This is a genomic window from Trichocoleus sp. FACHB-46 (assembly GCF_014695385.1).
GTDB lineage: Bacteria > Cyanobacteriota > Cyanobacteriia > FACHB-46 > FACHB-46 > Trichocoleus.
Genome location: NZ_JACJOD010000011.1, coordinates 194,737 through 212,011, shown reverse-complemented (window position 1 = coordinate 212,011; position 17,275 = coordinate 194,737). Strand labels below are relative to the sequence as shown.

Below are 17,275 nucleotides of genomic sequence, written 5' to 3'. Positions count from 1 at the left end.
ATGTCACCTGATTCTTCTAGTTCCCTTGTTGATCCATTAGCCGGAGTTCATCGCGCTTACCAAGCTTCTCTCGACTTGACTACGACTCAAGGAGCCGATCGCAGTCGAGCAGTGCAAGCTATGGTCCAAGTTTTGAAGCGCTATCAAGACGATATTTTAGAAGCCAATACTTTAGATCTGGAGGCTAGCCGGGAGATGGCAGTGCCAGATCTAATTTTGGAGTGGTTGAAGCTTACTCCAGAACGGCTGCAAGCCACGATTCAAACTTTGCAGAAATTGGCGGAACTATCAGACCCGATTCGGCGAGTCATGAGTGCGGCTTACCAAATTCCTCATTGCCAGACTTATAGCCAGTTGGTGCCTTTGGGCGTGATTGCGCTGGTGTATGAAGCGTTTCCAGATTTAGCTGCGATCGCTGCTGGACTTTGTATTAAAACCGGGAATTGCTTAGTCCTGAAGGGCGGCAGTGAAGCGAGCCATACCAATATTGTGATTGCCCAAGCTCTACAATCAGCCATTTACGACGCTGGCTTACCGGAAGGGTGCCTAGAATTATTGCCTGCCGAGCAAGGAGCCTCGGTGCGAGATTTAATCACGCAAGATCAATATCTCAACCTAATCATTCCCTACGGTCGTCCTAGTTTGGTGCAGCAGGTGGTGCGACAAGCCACAGCCCCCGTGTTGCGATCGGCGATGGGTAACTGCTATCTCTACTGGTCGCCTTCTGGCAGCATAGAAGCGGCTCGCTGGATGATTTTAGATAGCCATCAAAGTGAACCTGATGCGGTCAATGCGATCGAGAAGGTGTTGATTCATCAAGACCAAAATCGTTCGTCCCTAATTATGCTCTGGGACAGCTTGCGAGAAAAAGGCTTTACCTTAAGAGGCAGCCCTGAGCTAGCCGCAGAACACCCAGATCTACTGCTGTCTGAAGATCGCGAATGGAGCCAAGCTTACCTGGACAAAGTAGTGGCGTTTAAGACAGTGAGTAGTATTGAAACCGCGATCGCCTGGATTAACCAATACAGCAGTGGCCATGCAGATTGTTTGGTTACTGAGTCTTACCAGGAGAGCCGACAGTTTGCTTTAGGTGTGAATAGCGCTTCAACCTATATCAACGCCTCCCCTCGCTTTTCACGCAATCCCAAGCAAGGCGATGCGGTGTTCTTGGGCATGTCTAATCAAAAGGGTCATCGTCGTGGCTTAATTGGCTTAGACACGCTGACAACGGTGAAGCATATTGTCCAGGGAAATGGACAGTTTTAACGTCTCACTCCCAAACTAAAGTGGGGCCGCCCCTCAGAGCAACCCCACATCCTCAAATCTGTAGTTTCAACAGCAGCAGTTTTGCTAACCGGAGTTAAGACTAAGCGGCTTGAGCTTCCTTAGGAGGAAGCTTCACCTTTGAAGCCAGACCCAAGGTTTGCAAAAGCTGAATCGTCATCCAGGTCATATCAATTTCCCACCACTGGAGGCCGTGACGAGCGGAATATTGGTAAGCATGGTGATTGTTGTGCCAGCCTTCGCCATAGGTCAGGAGGGCCACCCACCAGCAGTTGGTAGAGCGATCGTCAGACTCATGACTCCGATAACCAAATTTGTGCGTTGCGCTATTCACAAACCAGGTGCAGTGATACACCAACACCAAGCGGACAAAAATGCCCCAGACAACAAAAGGCCAGCCGCCGATGAGATAAAGCACAACTCCTAGGGCAAACTGCACCAGAAGAAAGTAGTCGTCCAAAAACTTGTAAACTGGATCGCCAGAAATATCTTTGGTCAAACGCTCAACTTCGCTTTTGGCTGGAACTTTATGCAGCATCCAACCCATGTGGCTCCACCAAAATCCCTCGTTTGAGTTGTGGTGGTCCACCGCTTCGTCTGAATGCGCATGGTGATGACGGTGCAGGCCAACCCACTCAATCACACCGCCTTCACAGGCTAAGCTGCCACAAAATACGAAGAAGTATTCTAACCATTTAGGGGTTTGGAAACTCCGGTGCGTGACTAAACGATGCCATCCTAAAGTAATTCCTAACCCACCAGTCACCCAATGGAGAAACAGAGCAACACCCACGGCACCCCAGCTAAAGGTGCCAGGTACAAAGGCGAAGAGTGCCCCAATGTGGATTGCCCCCATGAACAAAATAATGGGCCAGGCTAAGGGAGGTTTGGTTGCTTGTGCAATAGTCATGCGGTAATCTCAAAACGAACTTTGATGTCCAATCTGCGCGACAATAAACTTTACATCTGATAAAGGTTAACCAGCTGACAAAGAAAAAACATCAGCCTGGAGGGCTACCAGATCCTACGTATGTCTCCGGAGGAGAACGAAAGCGTGACCAGCAGTGTTGAACTGTTACAGAAAGCAGAGCAAGCACTACTCCAGATTTTTTCTGGAATTGACTCTCAGGTCAAGAAAAATCTGAAACGAGTCTTAACATCGTTCTACCATCATCGCGTAGGAACGCATCACTTTGCAGGTGTTTCTGGCTACGGACATGATGATTTGGGGCGGCAGACGTTAGATCAAGTATTTGCTGAAGTCATGGGAGCCGAGGCAGCAGCGGTGCGGGTGCAGTTTGTCTCTGGTACCCACGCGATCGCCTGTGCCTTATATGGCGTGCTGCGTCCGGGCGATGAAATGCTCGCTGTGGCAGGTGCGCCCTACGATACTTTAGAAGAAGTGATCGGCCTGCGGGGTCATGGTCAAGGCTCGTTGCGCGAGTTTGGTGTGGATTACCGCCAACTAGAACTCACGCCAGAAGGTGCGATCGATTGGCAAGCTTTGGCCCAGGCGGTGAGCGACCGCACTCGCCTAGTGTTGATTCAGCGCTCTTGTGGTTACTCCTGGCGCTCTAGCTTGGCGATCGCCGATATTGAAAAAATTGTCCATTTGGTCAAGCAGCAAAATCCCAACACCGTTTGTTTTGTGGATAACTGCTATGGCGAGTTTATTGAAACCCAAGAACCCACTGCCGTTGGTGCAGATTTAATGGCAGGGTCGCTAATCAAAAATCCTGGCGGCACCATTGTCACGGCGGGAGGTTATGTTGCGGGTCGGGCTGATTTGGTAGAAGCTGCCACTTGTCGCCTGACTGCACCAGGAGTCGGCAGTTCCGGTGGAGCTACTTTTGATCAAAACCGTTTGCTATTTCAAGGCTTGTTTCTAGCCCCTCAAATGGTTGGGGAAGCAATAAAGGGCAATCACTTAACGGCTCATGTCTTTCAGCAACTCGGTTATCCAGTAAATCCTTTACCAGAAGCGCCACGACGGGATGTGATTCAAGCGATTCAACTTGGATCACCGGATAAACTGATTGCTTTTTGTCGCGCCATCCAAAAACATTCACCCATCGGATCTTATCTAGATCCAGTACCTGCGGAAATGCCAGGTTATGAAAGCCAACTAGTTATGGCAGGTGGCACTTTTATTGATGGTAGTACTTCCGAATTTTCTGCTGATGGACCGCTGCGTGAGCCTTATGTGGTGTTCTGTCAGGGTGGAACTCACTGGACCCATGTGGCGATCGCGCTTGAAGCGGCCATTGAGGCGGTTGGCCCCGCTTAGGCGACCCCAGCAGCGGGACGAAAGGAAAACTCGACAAACAAGCGACGGCAAGAAAACAGCGTATAGCCATCCACGGCCATGAGAGAAATGCTGTCTTCGTAGCACTCCACCACCCGATATTGCTTGCCGTTTCTAGAAACTAAAAGCGCGCCCGTCTGAAGTTTCATTTCTTAACAACTGCTAATGATTGGTAACTAAAATCATTTATTTCTTAGTGTACTTAGTATGACTGGATACGACTTTACAAAGTTGGCATTTCTGTAACGAATTTATCAATTTATATAAATTGAGTGTAATGTTTTAACCTTTACTTAAAATTCTTAAGCTAGAGAAAACAGAAGCCAAGAGCAGAGATTGTTCTGACTCCTGGCTTCTAATTCCTGGCTCCTATTTTTCTCTCATTCTGGCAACTTGTACTGCCCTACGATTCGCTTAGCGTACTCCGGTACATGAGCTTCCAGCTTCTCCGGATGTTGGCGCTTCAAATATAGATAGTTACGGGTAAAGTGCGAATCGATGGAGAAGCGAGCGTATTCCAAGCCTTTCGGGCCAATTCTTTCGATTACCACACCCATCAGCTGAGCTGCCCACATGGGTAACGTAACGCCTTTATCATAGGCGGGAATGCTTTGCTGCACTGCGTTACGGCGATCGCCTTGGGACATTACAGGCTGCGTTTCAATCTGGTCATGCACCAAATCCAACATTTCTTGGCCGCGATCGTTCCGTACTACAATCCACTGCCAACCAAAGGGAGCACCCATATAGCCCACAACTAAATCAGCTAAAGAGTTGACGTAGTCGAAGCAGCTCATGCAGGAAGGCGCGAACACATCCTTAAGCTGATTGGTTTTGAGGCCAAAGAAAGGGACTTTTTCAATTGAGCCATCTTCATGCTTGAAGTGGACTCGGAAGTCTTGCATGAACTCGTAATGAACCACCGTTTCCGGCGATCGGCTGGTGGTTTCTAAGAACTTCTGCAAACCTGCGCGGGTGACGTTGTCTACACAAGGCGTTCCCAGCACATAGAGCTTTTCGAGGCCGAGTTGCTTTTCCACCGCCCGCAGCGCTTGGATCTGGCAACCCACACCAATTACTAACAGTCGCTTCATGCCCGACTGCTCGATCTGCTCCAGTACGGAGAGATTTGGAGACAACGTGGGTTTGTTGACTCGTGCCGCCAAAATTTCCTCAGGCGTACGAGCGATTACAGGTTTGGGTTGAAAGCGGTCTTCGTCGGTGTTTTGCACGCAGACCACACCTTCCACAAGGCCACGATTCAGCATCTCGATCGCGATCGTGCTGACAATGCCTGTCCATTGGGCACCCTCGATCGGCTCAGTTTTGCGGGCAGCCATCATGTCTTGGTTGACGCCGAAGTACCACTCGTCTTGGTTCTCTAAGTCACGGCTGCGTCCGTGGATTTCAACCTCTAGCTCAGCAATCTGCTGATTGATAAAGGCACAAGCTTCTTTGACGTAATGAACGTAGTAGGTATCACACAGGCCGCACTCACTACAGAGTTCCTTGGCAGGACGACGGCTAGAAGGTTTGAGGGCTTTAGCTTTTTGGTGAGGACGGACAGAGGCGGTCATGTTATGGCAGCTAATGAATCACAAGCGTAAAGTCTGCTTAAGGTAGCTTAATGCTTTCTTGTGGTTGCCGTTAAAGGATGGTCATGAAACTTTAAGCAAGTCTTGAAGCAAGCTCTGCTATTCGGCTAGAAGGTCTTCGTAGGTTTTGATCAGTTGCTTAACTGCTGGTAAATATTCAGAGGCGATCGCGGGTGGGCTAGAACTTGGCTCCACCACCACATCGCCCACGGTATCCAAGGCTCGTTCATTGATCGAGTCAATCAACAGCTCTGGCATCATAATGTTGGCTTCAGCAATTTGCTTAATGGCAGCGCTGGCGTTTTCCTGTTCCGCGATCGCCTTTAGCACTTGAAACTCAGCCATCGGCAGTTGTAGCAGAAATTCAGTCCACTCAGAGGGTAAAGTTTCCTCGCGGGGTGGTCGGAAGGGAAGGATCGCCCCTTTTTTGTTAGCACTTTTGCGCTTGCGACTGGAAGAGGTTTGAGGTTGAGCGGGTTGAACCTCGTAGGTTTCCGCTTGCAGCTTCAATAGGTTGAGGGTGGCGAGTTCTTCTTCTAAGCTTTCTTTTTGATTGCGTCGTTCTAAGATTTGGGTTTCCAACTGCTCTAGTTCTTTGTGCAGCGAGATTACCTGAGTTTGTAACTGTTGCATGGCAGCTTGGAGCGGATGAGAACTCGCATCTTCTTGCTGTTTCTCAGCTTGCAAAACCGACAGAGATTGGCTGACCTCTAATTTGCGCTGTTCTAACTGTTGAATTTGAGTTTGCAGCCCGTAAACTTCTGGTTCAAGTTGCTGTTTTTGTTGTCGTAGCAGCAGCAGAGCTTGGTCGAGCGAAGCTTCTTGTTGGCGTTGTTCTAGGACTCGTGTTTCTAGCTGGACGAGTTCTGCTCGCCAAGTTACCAAGTTTGCTTCTGTTTGTTCCTTGAGCGTGTCAATGCTAGAAAGCGATCGCTTTAACTCCAATTCTTGCCGTTCTAGGGCTTTGACTTGAGATTGCCGTTGGTTGATTTGCTCTAGTTGGTGTTGTTCTTGAGCATTTAGGGCATTTAACTTCCAAACCAATTCTTCTTTGTGGTTCCAATAATCCGCAAGTTGCAGCTTGGCTTGTTGTGCTTGAGCTTGCAGCGAACTGAGGTGGGCTGCGACTTCCTGCCGTTCGTCAGTTAAATCTAATAGTAGGTCTTGTAAATCTTCACCCTGCCGCTGCAACGCCCGAATCTGAGTGTTGAGAAATGCCAAAGTACTTTTGGCTTGGGAACTGCGGCGATTTTCTACTACGACCATTGCAACCAAGGCAGCAGGCAGCGTGATCAACCCACTGGAAAAGGCTTTTCCCATATGTCGGTTGGTCAAAAAGCTGAGGCCAAAGCTGATACCAAATGCAACAGACCCAACAAGGAACCGATTGTTGACCATAGCTCACTGCGATCGCGCGTCTTAGTTACCTGGATCTGGTTGAACCAGTTCACACTAGTTTAGTTGTGGGGAAGTATATGCGATCGCCCCTTTAATCTCTCAGAAAATTGACTGATTGGACAGGAGATTGTGGCGATCGTTTTTATCTCTTTCAAAGGGAATGTTAGAGCAGTAAGGCTGTTCTAGAAGCAGTAAATACCCAAAATCCTTAAGAAAATTAGTTTATTCTGAAAGGAGGCTGGTTTACGGAACTTAACACAACATCTCCCTCCCCTGTGCCCATGAAATGCATTATCAATCGTCGAGCTGAGTTCTCAGCAAGCCATCGTTACTGGCTGCCTGAACTAAGTGAGGCGGAAAACACAGAGCAGTTTGGTCTCTGCGCCCGTGCTCCTGGACATGGACATAACTATGTCTTTTATGTCTCAATGGCGGGTGAACTCGACGAGTACGGCATGGTGCTGAATTTGTCGGATGTGAAGCATGTGATCAAGCGGGAAGTTACTCATGATCTGAACTTCTCTTACCTCAACGATGCTTGGCCAGAATTTCAGCAAACCTTACCCACTACCGAAAATATTGCGCGGGTAATTTGGCAGCGTCTTGCGCCTCACTTGCCGATCACCAATATTCAACTGCTTGAACATCCTGAACTCTGGGCCGACTACAAAGGAAACGGAATGGAAGCTTACCTCACCATCAGCACTCACTTCAGCGCCGCTCACCGTCTGGCTCTGCCTCACCTCACCTTAGAGCAAAATTCTGAAATCTATGGCAAATGCGCACGGGTCAATGGTCACGGCCATAACTATCACTTAGAAGTCACGATCAAAGGTGAAATGGACCCCCGCACAGGCATGATCGCTGATTTGGTAGCTTTCCAAAAAGCAGTGGATGACTATGTGGTAGAACCGTTTGACCACACGTTTCTGAACAAAGACATCCCTTACTTTGCTGAGGTCGTGCCCACGGCTGAAAATATTGCGGTTCATATTCGCGATCTGCTGCAACAACCCATCCGCGAGATTGGCGCACAGTTGCACAAAATCAAGTTGATCGAAAGTCCCAACAACTCCTGCGAAGTCTTTTGCAGTGAGGCTGATTTCACTCAGGCAGCGGGGCAGCAACGCGAAGCAGCCCTAGCTTAAGATGACCTAACCCCCGGCCCCTTCCCTACGAGGGAAGGGGAGAAAGTGAGAATCAAGATTGAGGGCGATCACCTCTATGCCTGAGATAGCGGTAAATAAACCAGGCGATCGCTGCTGGAATTAAGTTGAGCGCAAAACGGCTGAGCGCAAACTGGAGTAAATCTGGTGTGGCGATTAGTTGTGACCAACTGACACTGCTGAAGCTTCGACCCAATAGAAACCAGCCAAAAATCGCGTTGCCTCCTAGCAGCAGCGCAAATAGAACTAGACCACTCTGCCAGTAACGTTCTGGTTGCGTGGTTCCAGAGATTAGCGTCGGTAGAGGTTGGTTTTGCGATCGCCTCAGCAAATTATTCAGTCGCCACGCCATCCAAAGGAAGAACGGAAAGAGACCGTAGCTCAAGAGCTGAATCGGTGGATCGTAGCGCCATGCAATAGAGAGGGTATTAACGAGGGCATGACAAGCGACTGCGTTTAACCAAGCGATTAGCAGCTCTCTCCAATCTCGCTTAAAAAAGAGACCTAAAGTGTGTCTGCGATGGAGTGTTAAACCTAATACATAACCCCAAGGTGCGGAAAACCAGGCGTGGACAGCAACGCCGATGATGCGATCGAAAATAGACGCGACGCCATTGAAGAGATAAAACAGATTTTCTTCGGCAGTGAATCCTAAAGCGACAGCAATGGTGCAGAGCAGAATGGTGCTGCTTGAGGGCGATCGCGGTTGCCACTTGCGTAGGCCAACCAAAAGTAAGAGCACCCCTGCGAGTTTGCTGCCTTCTTCAATCGGGCCAATTTCTAGCAGTTGTCGTAAACCTGCACCGAGGAGCGATCGTGTGATCTGCTGCCAAGGCAAAATGCTTTGAGCCAAAAATTCAAAACCCCACTCCAGGCCCAGAGCCATAAGGCCAACTGGCCCTCCGAGTAGGAACCCAAGCAACAGTTGGGGTAGGGCGGGAACTGGGCGTACTTGGCGACAGTAGTAAACCAGGGCTAAGAGCGGAGGTGCGATCGCCCAAAAAATTAGTGTATAAACATCCATACATTTTGTAAGGGCGAAGCATTCTCAATAGCCTTAAGTAAAACCGTTCATGAGTTGCCAGAATGCTTCGCCCTTACAGCCCATTGGGGTTATTTGGCTTGGGCGACGATCGTGCGGTGGCGGGGACTGTTGGCGGTGATACTGGGCGAATGAAAGCCTGCTTCGACCATTGCCTTTTCGATATCTAAAGCGAAGTATTGATCGAGATAAGGCTCCGTGCTCTTGAGTAGCGTCAAGATATAGGGTGGCATCTTGGCATAAATTTCGGACTTGGGGTTCATGTCCATGATGGTGAAATGACCACCGGGACGAAGTATCCGTCTCACTTCTTGGAAGATGGCGATCGCGGCACTTTGGGGCAGTTCGTGGAATACCAGGCAAGCCGAAACCAAATCGAATGAGGCAGTGGGTAAGCCTGTCTCTTCGGCTTTAGCGTGAACCCAGTTGATCTGGAGTTGGCGTTTCTGGGCTTTGTAGCGAGCCACCGTCAAGAAGTAGGGAGACAGTTCTAGACCCGTTACCCTGGCTTGTGGATAGGTTTCTTGTAGCGCAAACGTGCTCATGCCGACGCTGCATCCCAAGTCCAAAATATCCTTCGGTTCTGCGAGAATCTGCGACTTCACGGCATTATGGTAACTCTGGCGCAGCATGGCATCTCCCTGCGCTCCTGCTTCGGGCCAAATTCGGGCATGAACCGCGTGGGCTGCCACCTCAACTTCCGTCGCAGGCTCCCAACCCATATTGCCTTCTTCGTAGGCATGGAACGAAGTCAAATAATAATCGGGATAAGCCAGGTTAGGGTTCTGAACTTGCGCCAGCTCTGCTTCCCACTCCGGTGAAAATTCGGCAGTGCTACCTCGTGCTTTGAGTGCTTTCACTTCCTTCGGCCAATAAACCCCAATGGTTTCAGCCCGTTTGATCATCATGTTGCGCGCTCGGTTCTTGGCTAGCTTGGCGAGCGGTTTGATCGAAAGTACTCCATTCACCAAGCGAGAAGCTAAGCGGGGAGCAGTCTTGGCGGCAGTCGCAGTCATAGAGTGATGTCAAAACACAGCTTTCAACAAGCTCAATTATCGCAAACTCCCCGCCTGAGGAAGCGCAGCTTTAAGAACTTCAATAGACGGGTAGGGATAGGTGGCGATCGCACAAGGCACAATTGAAGAGTTGCTTGTCTTGTTTCTGCGGAACTCATGCCTGACGCTGCTACCTGGATGCCTCAACTCACTGATGATGGCTCATTCACCTTCTTTTCTGAGGAATTTAACGAGACGTTTCACAGCAGCCAGGGTGCCAAAGCAGAAGCATTCCTCAAATTTGCCAAAGCGACCGATTTAGTGGAGAAGGCACAGCAAGGTCAAGTGCAGCTCCTCGATGTCTGTTATGGACTGGGCTACAACACCGCTGCCGCTCTAGAAACCATCTGGACAGCTAACCCAGATTGCCAAGTGGAAGTGTACGGGTTGGAACTCGATGCTACTGTTCCCCAAGCCGCGATCGCGCCTCCTTTGATCGAGTCTTGGTCGCCCACTGTCCAAACGATTTTGATTGAGTTAGCGCAGGAACATGAATATAAAAGCGATCGCTTACAAACCAAACTTTTGATCGGAGATGCTCGCCAAACTATCCAATCATTAGCAATATCTCAATTCCAAGCCGATGCAATTTTCTTCGACCCCTTTTCTCCGCGCCGCTGCCCGCAGTTATGGACGGTAGAGTTCTTTACGCAGGTCGTGAATTGTTTGGCTCCAACTGGAAAGTTGGCTACCTACTCGCGGTCGGCCTCAGTGCGATCGGCCATGCAAGCAGCTGGTTTATCTATTGGCACCATTCCCCTTAGTGAAGGTGAAGTTTACGAATCGCATGAATGGTCCCAAGGTACAGTGGGCAGCTTTAATCCTGAAACGCTACATCCTCTCTTGCCAATGGAGCAAGAACATCTACAAACAAGAGCCGCCATTCCTTTCCGTGACCCCGATTTGAGCGATCGCGCCGAAACTATTTTGCAGCGCCAAAAAGACGAGCAATCGCAATCTCAACGAGAATCTACTTCCAGTTGGCGACGGCGTTGGGGCATCAAGTAGGGGCGAAGCATTTGCACCCGATTCCTTGCTCCTTACAACTATTGCTACAAATGCTTCGCCCCTACAGTTGTTAGGGTATTGGAAATAAATGGCATCTCTGCGTAAACCAACTAAGGAAGAAATCCAGGCTGCGATCGGCGAAACGATGATTGATGTCATCGCCCCTGATCTCAAGGTGCTGTTTTGTGGCATCAATCCCAGCCTCTACAGCGCTGTGGTGGGTCATCACTTTGCGCGTCCTGGCAATCGCTTTTGGCCGACTTTACATCAAGCGGGGTTCACCGATCGCCTGTTCAACCCTGCTGAAGACCGTGATCTGCTCAAACTCGGCTATGGCATCACTAATGTCGTCGATCGCGCCACTGCTACAGCCGATGAGTTATCCAAGCAAGAACTATTGATTGGCGGTCAAAATCTAGCAGCCAAGGTAGAACAATATCGCCCCTGCTGCTTAGCAATTTTGGGCATTGGTGCTTATCGAACTGCCTTTGGCAAACCCAAAGCTGTAGTTGGAAGACAGGAAGAAACTATACACAACGCGATCGTTTGGGTATTACCCAATCCCAGTGGTTTGAATGCTCATTATCAACTCAAAGACTTAGCGATCGTCTTTCGAGAATTGTTAATCGCTGTTAGACGTGCCTAATTGCTTGGGATGGCGATCGCTCAACTATTTAAGTGTAGAAACCTGAAAGGAAGTTAACATCCGCTAAAAATCCTCCGTAAGTTCTCTAGGAGAGGATATGGTGGCAGATAGCTTAGCTGTCATTTTGAAATCGCATGCCTCTCGATCTACAACAGTTCTACAAAGCTACCAATCCTAGCCGCACGCTGGATATCAGAAACCCTGAAGACCGCCAGTACTACATTGATTTTGCGACGGTGCGTGGGGGTGAGATTATTCGCGAGTTGAAAGACAACATCACCTTCTTCTCACCAGATGAACCGACTTGTGTGCTATTTACGGGGCATATTGGGTGCGGTAAATCTACGGAATTACTGCGACTAAAAGCAGAGCTCGAAGATGAAGGGTTTCATGTGGTCTATTTCGAGTCCAGCGAAGACTTGGAAATGGCCGATGTAGATATTGGGGATGTGTTGCTCGCGATCGCTCGTCGAGTCAGCCAGAGTCTAGATGCAATCAAAATTGAAGAGCCCAAAAAGCTCAAGGAGTTGTTGCAAGGGGCAGCTAAAGTTTTGAATGCTGATATCCAAGGCATCAAGTTTAAGCCTCCTGGTATTGGGGAAGTAGGAGTTAGCACCCAAGGGGAAACATTTTCGCTTGCGTTTGGCATTGGCGAAATTACAGCCAAGGTAAAGAGTGACGGAACACTACGCGAACGGCTCAACCAATATCTAGGCCCCCAGAAGAATCAGTTGCTGGAGGCTATTAATCAGGAACTCCTAATACCTGCAATCGCTTCTCTGAAGCAGCAGGGTAAGAAGGGCTTGGCAGTTGTAGTCGACAACTTAGATCGGATTGATAACCGCCAAAAAGCCTGGGGACGACCGCAGCAGGAATATCTGTTTGTGGATCAAAGTGAATATTTGGCGCGGCTGAAGTGCCATTTGGTTTACACCATGCCTTTAGCTCTCAAGTTCTCGAATGACTATGGCAACTTGACACAACGCTTCCCTGAAGAACCCAAGGTGTTGCCGATGGTACCAGTGCAGTTGCGAGACAGTAGTGATTGCGCGCCGGGCATAGAACTGCTTAAGCAAATGGTATTGACTAGGGCATTTCCAGAGCTGGATGAGACGCAGCGCCTGGATGCTATTACTCAACTATTTGATAACCCAACCACTCTCCATCGCTTGTGCCAAGTTAGCGGCGGACATGCGCGGGATTTGCTGCGGTTGCTGAACGATTGGATTAAGAAAGAACGCAAGATCCCGCTGACCCGAGACACGCTAGAGGCAGTGATTCGATCGCGACGGAACGAAATGGCGATGCCAATCTCTGACGATGAGTGGGAACTCTTACGGCAGGTGCGACAGCGGAAAAAGGTGAGCGGTGACCAAGGCTATCAAACCCTGATTCGCAGTCGCAATGTGTTTGAGTACCGCGACCCTGAGGGATCGTGGTTTGATGTGAACCCAATTTTGGCAGAAGCGCCAGAGTTACAAGCTAATGGCTGAACCTCTCATACCGGAAGAGATTGATGTAGCAAATACAGAAGCGCTAGAGGAACTGGCTTGGGCAATCGAGGCGGCACAAGGGGAGTTCAAGCTGATTTTGGCGCGGTGCAACTATGTCAACTTGCGCGATCGCCTAGTGCAGCAGTTGCAAAAACTCTGTGCTGTGCCGATGCAAACCTTGACGCTGACGGAAACGGCGCAGACGCTCTATGCCACAATCCGGGCTGAGTTAGGGGAGCAACAGCCAGCCGCCTTAATGGTGTTTGGCTTGGAATCGGTTCGCGACTTGGACCAAGTGCTGACCGCGACGAATCAGGTGCGAGAGGAATTCCGCAAGCACTTCCACTTCCCTTTGGTGCTATGGATTCACGATGATGTGCTGAAAAAGTTGGTGCGGTTAGCCCCCGATTTTGAAAGTTGGGCCACAGTGGCAGAGTTTGCGATCGCCCCTAACACGCTGCTGCAAACCCTGCACCAAGAAACTCAGCAGTTGTTTGCGGCGTTGCTAGACCCGAAATCCAACCGCTCTTTTCAGTCTCGGCTAGAGTTCTTAGCTCATTTAGGGATTTTGCAACCCTCAGAGTTGGAATCGGCCTTACAAGCTTTACAGGGGCAAGGGCAGATAGAACCAGAGCTACAGGCTGGCTTGGATTTTAGCCGAGGGCTGAATGCCGCAGACAAGAGCGTAGGCTTGCAGTATTTCCAGCAGAGTTTGGAATTTTGGCAGCAACAGGCAGCTCATTTTTTGGGCAATACTTCGGCAGAAACAGAGGGCAAGTTCGACCAAACCTTTGCTGATTCTCCCAAGCTCAAAGTAGGGTTGTTGCTGTTTTATATCGGGCTGTATCGGTATGTTTTGGTGGAACAGGCTAGGCAAGGCGAAGCAGATTGGCGATCGGTGCAGGAGCCTTTGCAACGCTCTGTGGAAATTTTTGAGCAAGCGCAGCGGCCCAATCTGGTGGCTCACTGTCTGATTCAACTTGGGCGAGTGCTGCAAAAACTCAAGGCTTGGGATGAGCTAGAAACCGTTGCTAATCGAGCGATCGCGCTGCGGCAGTATTACAACTCCCAGGTGCGCTTTGCTCAAAATTATGGCTTTATCGCCAGACTGGCCTTGGAGCAACAACAGTGGCAAAAAGCTAAACAAGCTGCTCTGGCTGCCCTAGAAATTATGGAGCAACAGCCAGAAAATCAGCGCTGGTTTCAAGGGTTGTATCTGCTGTTTTTGGCTCAGGCGCAGCGAGCTTTGGGTGAAACTTCGCATGCGATCGCGACCTTGGTGCAAGCGAAACAACTGGGCGATCAGGGCTACCCCAAGTTTTATATTCGGGTGTTGAATGAGCTGCGCGATCTGTACCATAGCCAGAAGCAATATCTAGAAGCATTTCAAGCGAAACAAATTCGCCTCTCGGTGGAGCAGCAGTATGGCATCCGCGCCTTTGTGGGGGCTGGTCGCTTACAGCCGAAGCGTGAAGCAGTGGCAGAAGAGGTGGGCACTCGGCAGCATGAGCAGCAAGTGGCAGAGCTGGGCGATGTGGCACCAGAGATTGTTGCCTCTGGACGACAACAAGATTTAGAAGCTTTGCTGCAACGGATTGGGCGGAATGACTGCAAGCTGATTGTGGTGCATGGATTGTCTGGAGTGGGCAAAAGCTCCTTGGTGGCGGCGGGTTTAGTGCCTGCGTTGCAGCATCGGGCGATCGGGACTCAGGAAAATTTGCCTGTCTTGATGCGGAAGTACACTGACTGGGTAGAAGTGTTGGGGCAAGAACTGGCGCAAGCTTTAAGCGCGATCGCTCAGCAGCGGGAACTTGCCACCCTCCAGGGCCGAACGTTTCAGGTAAAACCAACGGCTAAGCACACACTACCCACCATTTTGGAGCGATTGCGGCAAAACGAGCAGGACAACCTCCGCACAATTTTGATCTTTGACCAGTTTGAGGAGTTTTTCTTCGCTTGTACTGAACCCCTACAACGGCGGCAGTTTTTTGAGTTTCTGGGTGAGTGCCTGAATGTTTTGTCGCTGAAGGTGGTTTTGTCGCTGCGGGAGGACTATCTGCACTATTTGCTTGAGTGCAATCGCCTCGAAAGCATGAAGATTATTGAGCAGGATATTTTGGGCTGTCGGGTACTCTATGGCTTAGGTAACTTTACCTCAACCGCTGCCAAAGCCATCATCCAAAACCTGACGGAACGCGCCCAGTTTTACCTGGAGCCAGCGCTGGTGGACAGGGTGGTGGGGGATTTGGCGGGGGAACTGGAGGAGGTGCGCCCGATTGAGTTGCAGATTGTGGGGGCACAACTGCAAACTGAGGCGATTACAACACTGGAGCAATATGACCAGCGTGGCCCGAAGCAAGAACTGGTAAAGCGCTACCTGTCGGAAGTGGTGGAAGACTGCGGCCCAGAAAACCACGATGTGGCAGAGCTGGTGCTGTACTTGCTAACCGACGAAAAAGGCACCCGCCCGCTAAAAACCCGCGCCGAGCTGGAGCGAGATTTACAAGCTTTAGTCACTGAGGCCAACGGTGGGGCTAAGAAGCTCGATTTGGTGCTGCAGATTTTTGTGGAATCTGGGTTGGTGGTGTTGCTGAAGGAATCACCCGCAGACCGCTACCAACTCGTCCACGACTACCTCGCCGCCTTCATTCGCCAACAACAGGAACCCAAGCTACAAGCCCTGATGGCTGAGCTGGAAAAAGAACGTCAACAAAGAAAACTGGGAGAAGACAAACTCAACAAGTTTTTGAAACGGGCGCTGATCGGCTCTGTGGCAGCAGGCTTTTGTTTAGCGGCTTTAGCAACGGTTGCTTTCGTGTCGGCTAGACAAGCCAATGAGCAAAGTCAACAGGCTGAACGGCAACGCCAGCAGGCGGAAGAGCAGCGGCAACGAGCTGAGCTGAGCGAGATTACAGCCTTAAACACTTCATCAGAAGTTTTATTTGCTTCCAATCAAACTTTTGATGCTTTGGTGAAGGGGCTGCAAGCAGCAAGCCAACTACAGCACTCAAACCAGGTGGCTCTTGATCGGCAGATGGAAACAGCTGCAACTCTGCGGCAAGCAATCTATGCGACACAAGAGCGAAATCGTCTAGAGACCCACAACGGTTCTGTCTATAGCGTGAGTTTCAGCCCCGATGGCAAAACCATTGCTTCGGCCAGTGATGACAACACCATCAAGCTGTGGAATCTGCAAGGACAGGAGATTAAATCGCTCAAAGGCCACAACGGTTATGTCTTAAGCGTGAGTTTCAGCCCCGATGGCAAAACCATTGCTTCAGCCAGTGGTGACAACACCATCAAGCTGTGGAATCTGCAAGGACAGGAGATTAAATCGCTCAAAGGCCACAACGGTTCTGTCTATAGCGTGAGTTTCAGCCCCGATGGCAAAACCATTGCTTCAGCCAGTGATGACAACACCATCAAGCTGTGGAATTTTGACTTTCAAGATTTAGTAACTCGAAGTTGTACCTGGTTAGGAAATTACTTAATCACTCATCCTGAATCGCTGCTTGAACTAAAAAGCTGTCAAACTTCTGCTTTAGTAAGGGCAGCAGCCCCAACCCTAGTAGTTCAAGGTGAAGAGTTAGCCAGAAGAGGTAACGTTGGGGATGCAGTTACTAAATTTCAGCAAGCTTTAGCATGGAACTCTGAGTTAAAGTTAGAACCTAAACAAAAAGCACAAGATTTAGCTCAAAGTCAGCAGCTTCTAACTGAAGGTGAAGACCTAGCAAAGCAAGAAAATCTCCAAGGTACGATCGCCAAGTTTAAGGAAGCAGTCAAACTCGATCCAAGCCTAGAGATCAAGCCCGAAAATCAAGCTAAGCAACTTGTCGCTGCTGCATTAACCCAAAAAGCGCAAGCTCTGGTGGAGGAGAAGAAATACAAGGAAGCAAGCAGTACCTACGCAAAAGCCCAAGAACTTGAGCCTGATACAGTCGTCGTAGATTTCTTAAACTCACTCTGTTGGCAAGGCAGCTTAAATGGTGCCGCTCAAGATGTCCTCAAAAGTTGCGAGCAAGTTGCCTCCCTTGCTCCTGAACATGGAGGCATTCGTGATAGCCGTGGGGTTGCAAGAGCCTTGACAGGTAACGCTCAAGGAGCCATTGCAGACTTTCAAGCCTTCATTAATTGGGTTAGTGAGGAAAACCAGGGTAGTGATGCTAAAGAAGTAAAAGCACAACGACAGCGTTGGATTATCGCCCTAAAAGCAGGTAAAAATCCCTTCACCCCTGAAGAACTGAAGAAGTTAAGAGAAGAGTAGCGACTGCACGCTGATACAC

General features: G+C 49.7%; 13 protein-coding genes. 7 read left to right on the top strand and 6 right to left on the bottom strand.

The annotated features are described in order from the left end of the window. Positions 1-1,266 carry a glutamate-5-semialdehyde dehydrogenase gene (locus H6F72_RS07480; RefSeq protein ID WP_190433335.1) on the top strand — a complete coding sequence of 422 codons (1,266 nt, stop codon included), beginning with the start codon at positions 1-3 and terminating at the stop codon, positions 1,264-1,266. A gap of 100 nt (positions 1,267-1,366) precedes the next feature. Here H6F72_RS07480 and H6F72_RS07475 read toward each other — a convergent pair whose 3' ends face one another. Next, positions 1,367-2,194 (bottom strand): acyl-CoA desaturase, encoded by an 828-nt coding sequence (locus H6F72_RS07475; protein WP_190433334.1) that lies wholly within the window; start codon positions 2,192-2,194, stop codon positions 1,367-1,369. Between the two features lie 144 nt (positions 2,195-2,338). Between H6F72_RS07475 and H6F72_RS07470 the strand changes: the two genes are divergently transcribed. Next, a complete protein-coding gene (locus H6F72_RS07470) occupies positions 2,339-3,571 on the top strand; it encodes an aminotransferase class I/II-fold pyridoxal phosphate-dependent enzyme (protein ID WP_370527460.1) in 1,233 nt (410 codons plus the stop codon). Here H6F72_RS07470 and H6F72_RS07465 read toward each other — a convergent pair. The 3 genes from H6F72_RS07465 to H6F72_RS07455 form a co-directional block, all read right to left on the bottom strand. After that, positions 3,568-3,738 carry a hypothetical protein gene (locus H6F72_RS07465; RefSeq protein ID WP_190433332.1) on the bottom strand — a complete coding sequence of 57 codons (171 nt, stop codon included), beginning with the start codon at positions 3,736-3,738 and terminating at the stop codon, positions 3,568-3,570. The two genes, H6F72_RS07470 and H6F72_RS07465, sit on opposite strands and share 4 nt — an antisense overlap. Before the next feature lie 231 nt (positions 3,739-3,969). Then, the gene (locus tag H6F72_RS07460) at positions 3,970-5,166 is read right to left on the bottom strand and encodes a Coenzyme F420 hydrogenase/dehydrogenase, beta subunit C-terminal domain (protein WP_190433331.1); all 1,197 of its coding nucleotides are present in this window, start codon (positions 5,164-5,166) and stop codon (positions 3,970-3,972) included. 117 nt (positions 5,167-5,283) lie between these two features. Next, positions 5,284-6,582, bottom strand: a complete 1,299-nt coding sequence (locus H6F72_RS07455; protein WP_190433329.1) for a tellurite resistance TerB C-terminal domain-containing protein — start codon at positions 6,580-6,582, stop codon at positions 5,284-5,286. A gap of 281 nt (positions 6,583-6,863) precedes the next feature. On the opposite strand from H6F72_RS07455, the gene H6F72_RS07450 reads away from it, so the two are divergent. Continuing rightward, positions 6,864-7,730 (top strand): 6-carboxytetrahydropterin synthase, encoded by an 867-nt coding sequence (locus tag H6F72_RS07450; RefSeq protein WP_190433327.1) that lies wholly within the window; start codon positions 6,864-6,866, stop codon positions 7,728-7,730. Between the two features lie 52 nt (positions 7,731-7,782). Here H6F72_RS07450 and H6F72_RS07445 read toward each other — a convergent pair whose 3' ends face one another. Beyond that, positions 7,783-8,772, bottom strand: a complete 990-nt coding sequence (locus H6F72_RS07445) for a PrsW family glutamic-type intramembrane protease (protein ID WP_190433326.1) — start codon at positions 8,770-8,772, stop codon at positions 7,783-7,785. Positions 8,773-8,861: 89 nt separating this feature from the next. Next, positions 8,862-9,806, bottom strand: a complete 945-nt coding sequence (locus tag H6F72_RS07440; RefSeq protein ID WP_190433325.1) for a class I SAM-dependent methyltransferase — start codon at positions 9,804-9,806, stop codon at positions 8,862-8,864. 156 nt (positions 9,807-9,962) lie between these two features. On the opposite strand from H6F72_RS07440, the gene H6F72_RS07435 reads away from it, so the two are divergent. The 4 genes from H6F72_RS07435 to H6F72_RS07420 all read left to right on the top strand — a co-directional run bounded on the left by H6F72_RS07435 (position 9,963) and on the right by H6F72_RS07420 (position 17,256). Continuing rightward, complete coding sequence (locus H6F72_RS07435; RefSeq protein ID WP_190433324.1) at positions 9,963-10,853, top strand: tRNA (5-methylaminomethyl-2-thiouridine)(34)-methyltransferase MnmD; 891 nt, start codon at positions 9,963-9,965, stop codon at positions 10,851-10,853. 88 nt (positions 10,854-10,941) lie between these two features. Then, a complete protein-coding gene (gene mug, locus H6F72_RS07430) occupies positions 10,942-11,499 on the top strand; it encodes a G/U mismatch-specific DNA glycosylase (RefSeq protein ID WP_190433323.1) in 558 nt (185 codons plus the stop codon). 134 nt (positions 11,500-11,633) lie between these two features. After that, positions 11,634-12,992 carry an ATP-binding protein gene (locus tag H6F72_RS07425; protein WP_190433322.1) on the top strand — a complete coding sequence of 453 codons (1,359 nt, stop codon included), beginning with the start codon at positions 11,634-11,636 and terminating at the stop codon, positions 12,990-12,992. Further along, positions 12,985-17,256: a WD40 repeat domain-containing protein gene (locus tag H6F72_RS07420; RefSeq protein ID WP_190433321.1), complete on the top strand. Its 4,272-nt coding sequence runs from the start codon at positions 12,985-12,987 to the stop codon at positions 17,254-17,256. Before H6F72_RS07425 ends, H6F72_RS07420 begins: the two co-directional genes overlap by 8 nt. Positions 17,257-17,275 lie beyond the last annotated feature (19 nt).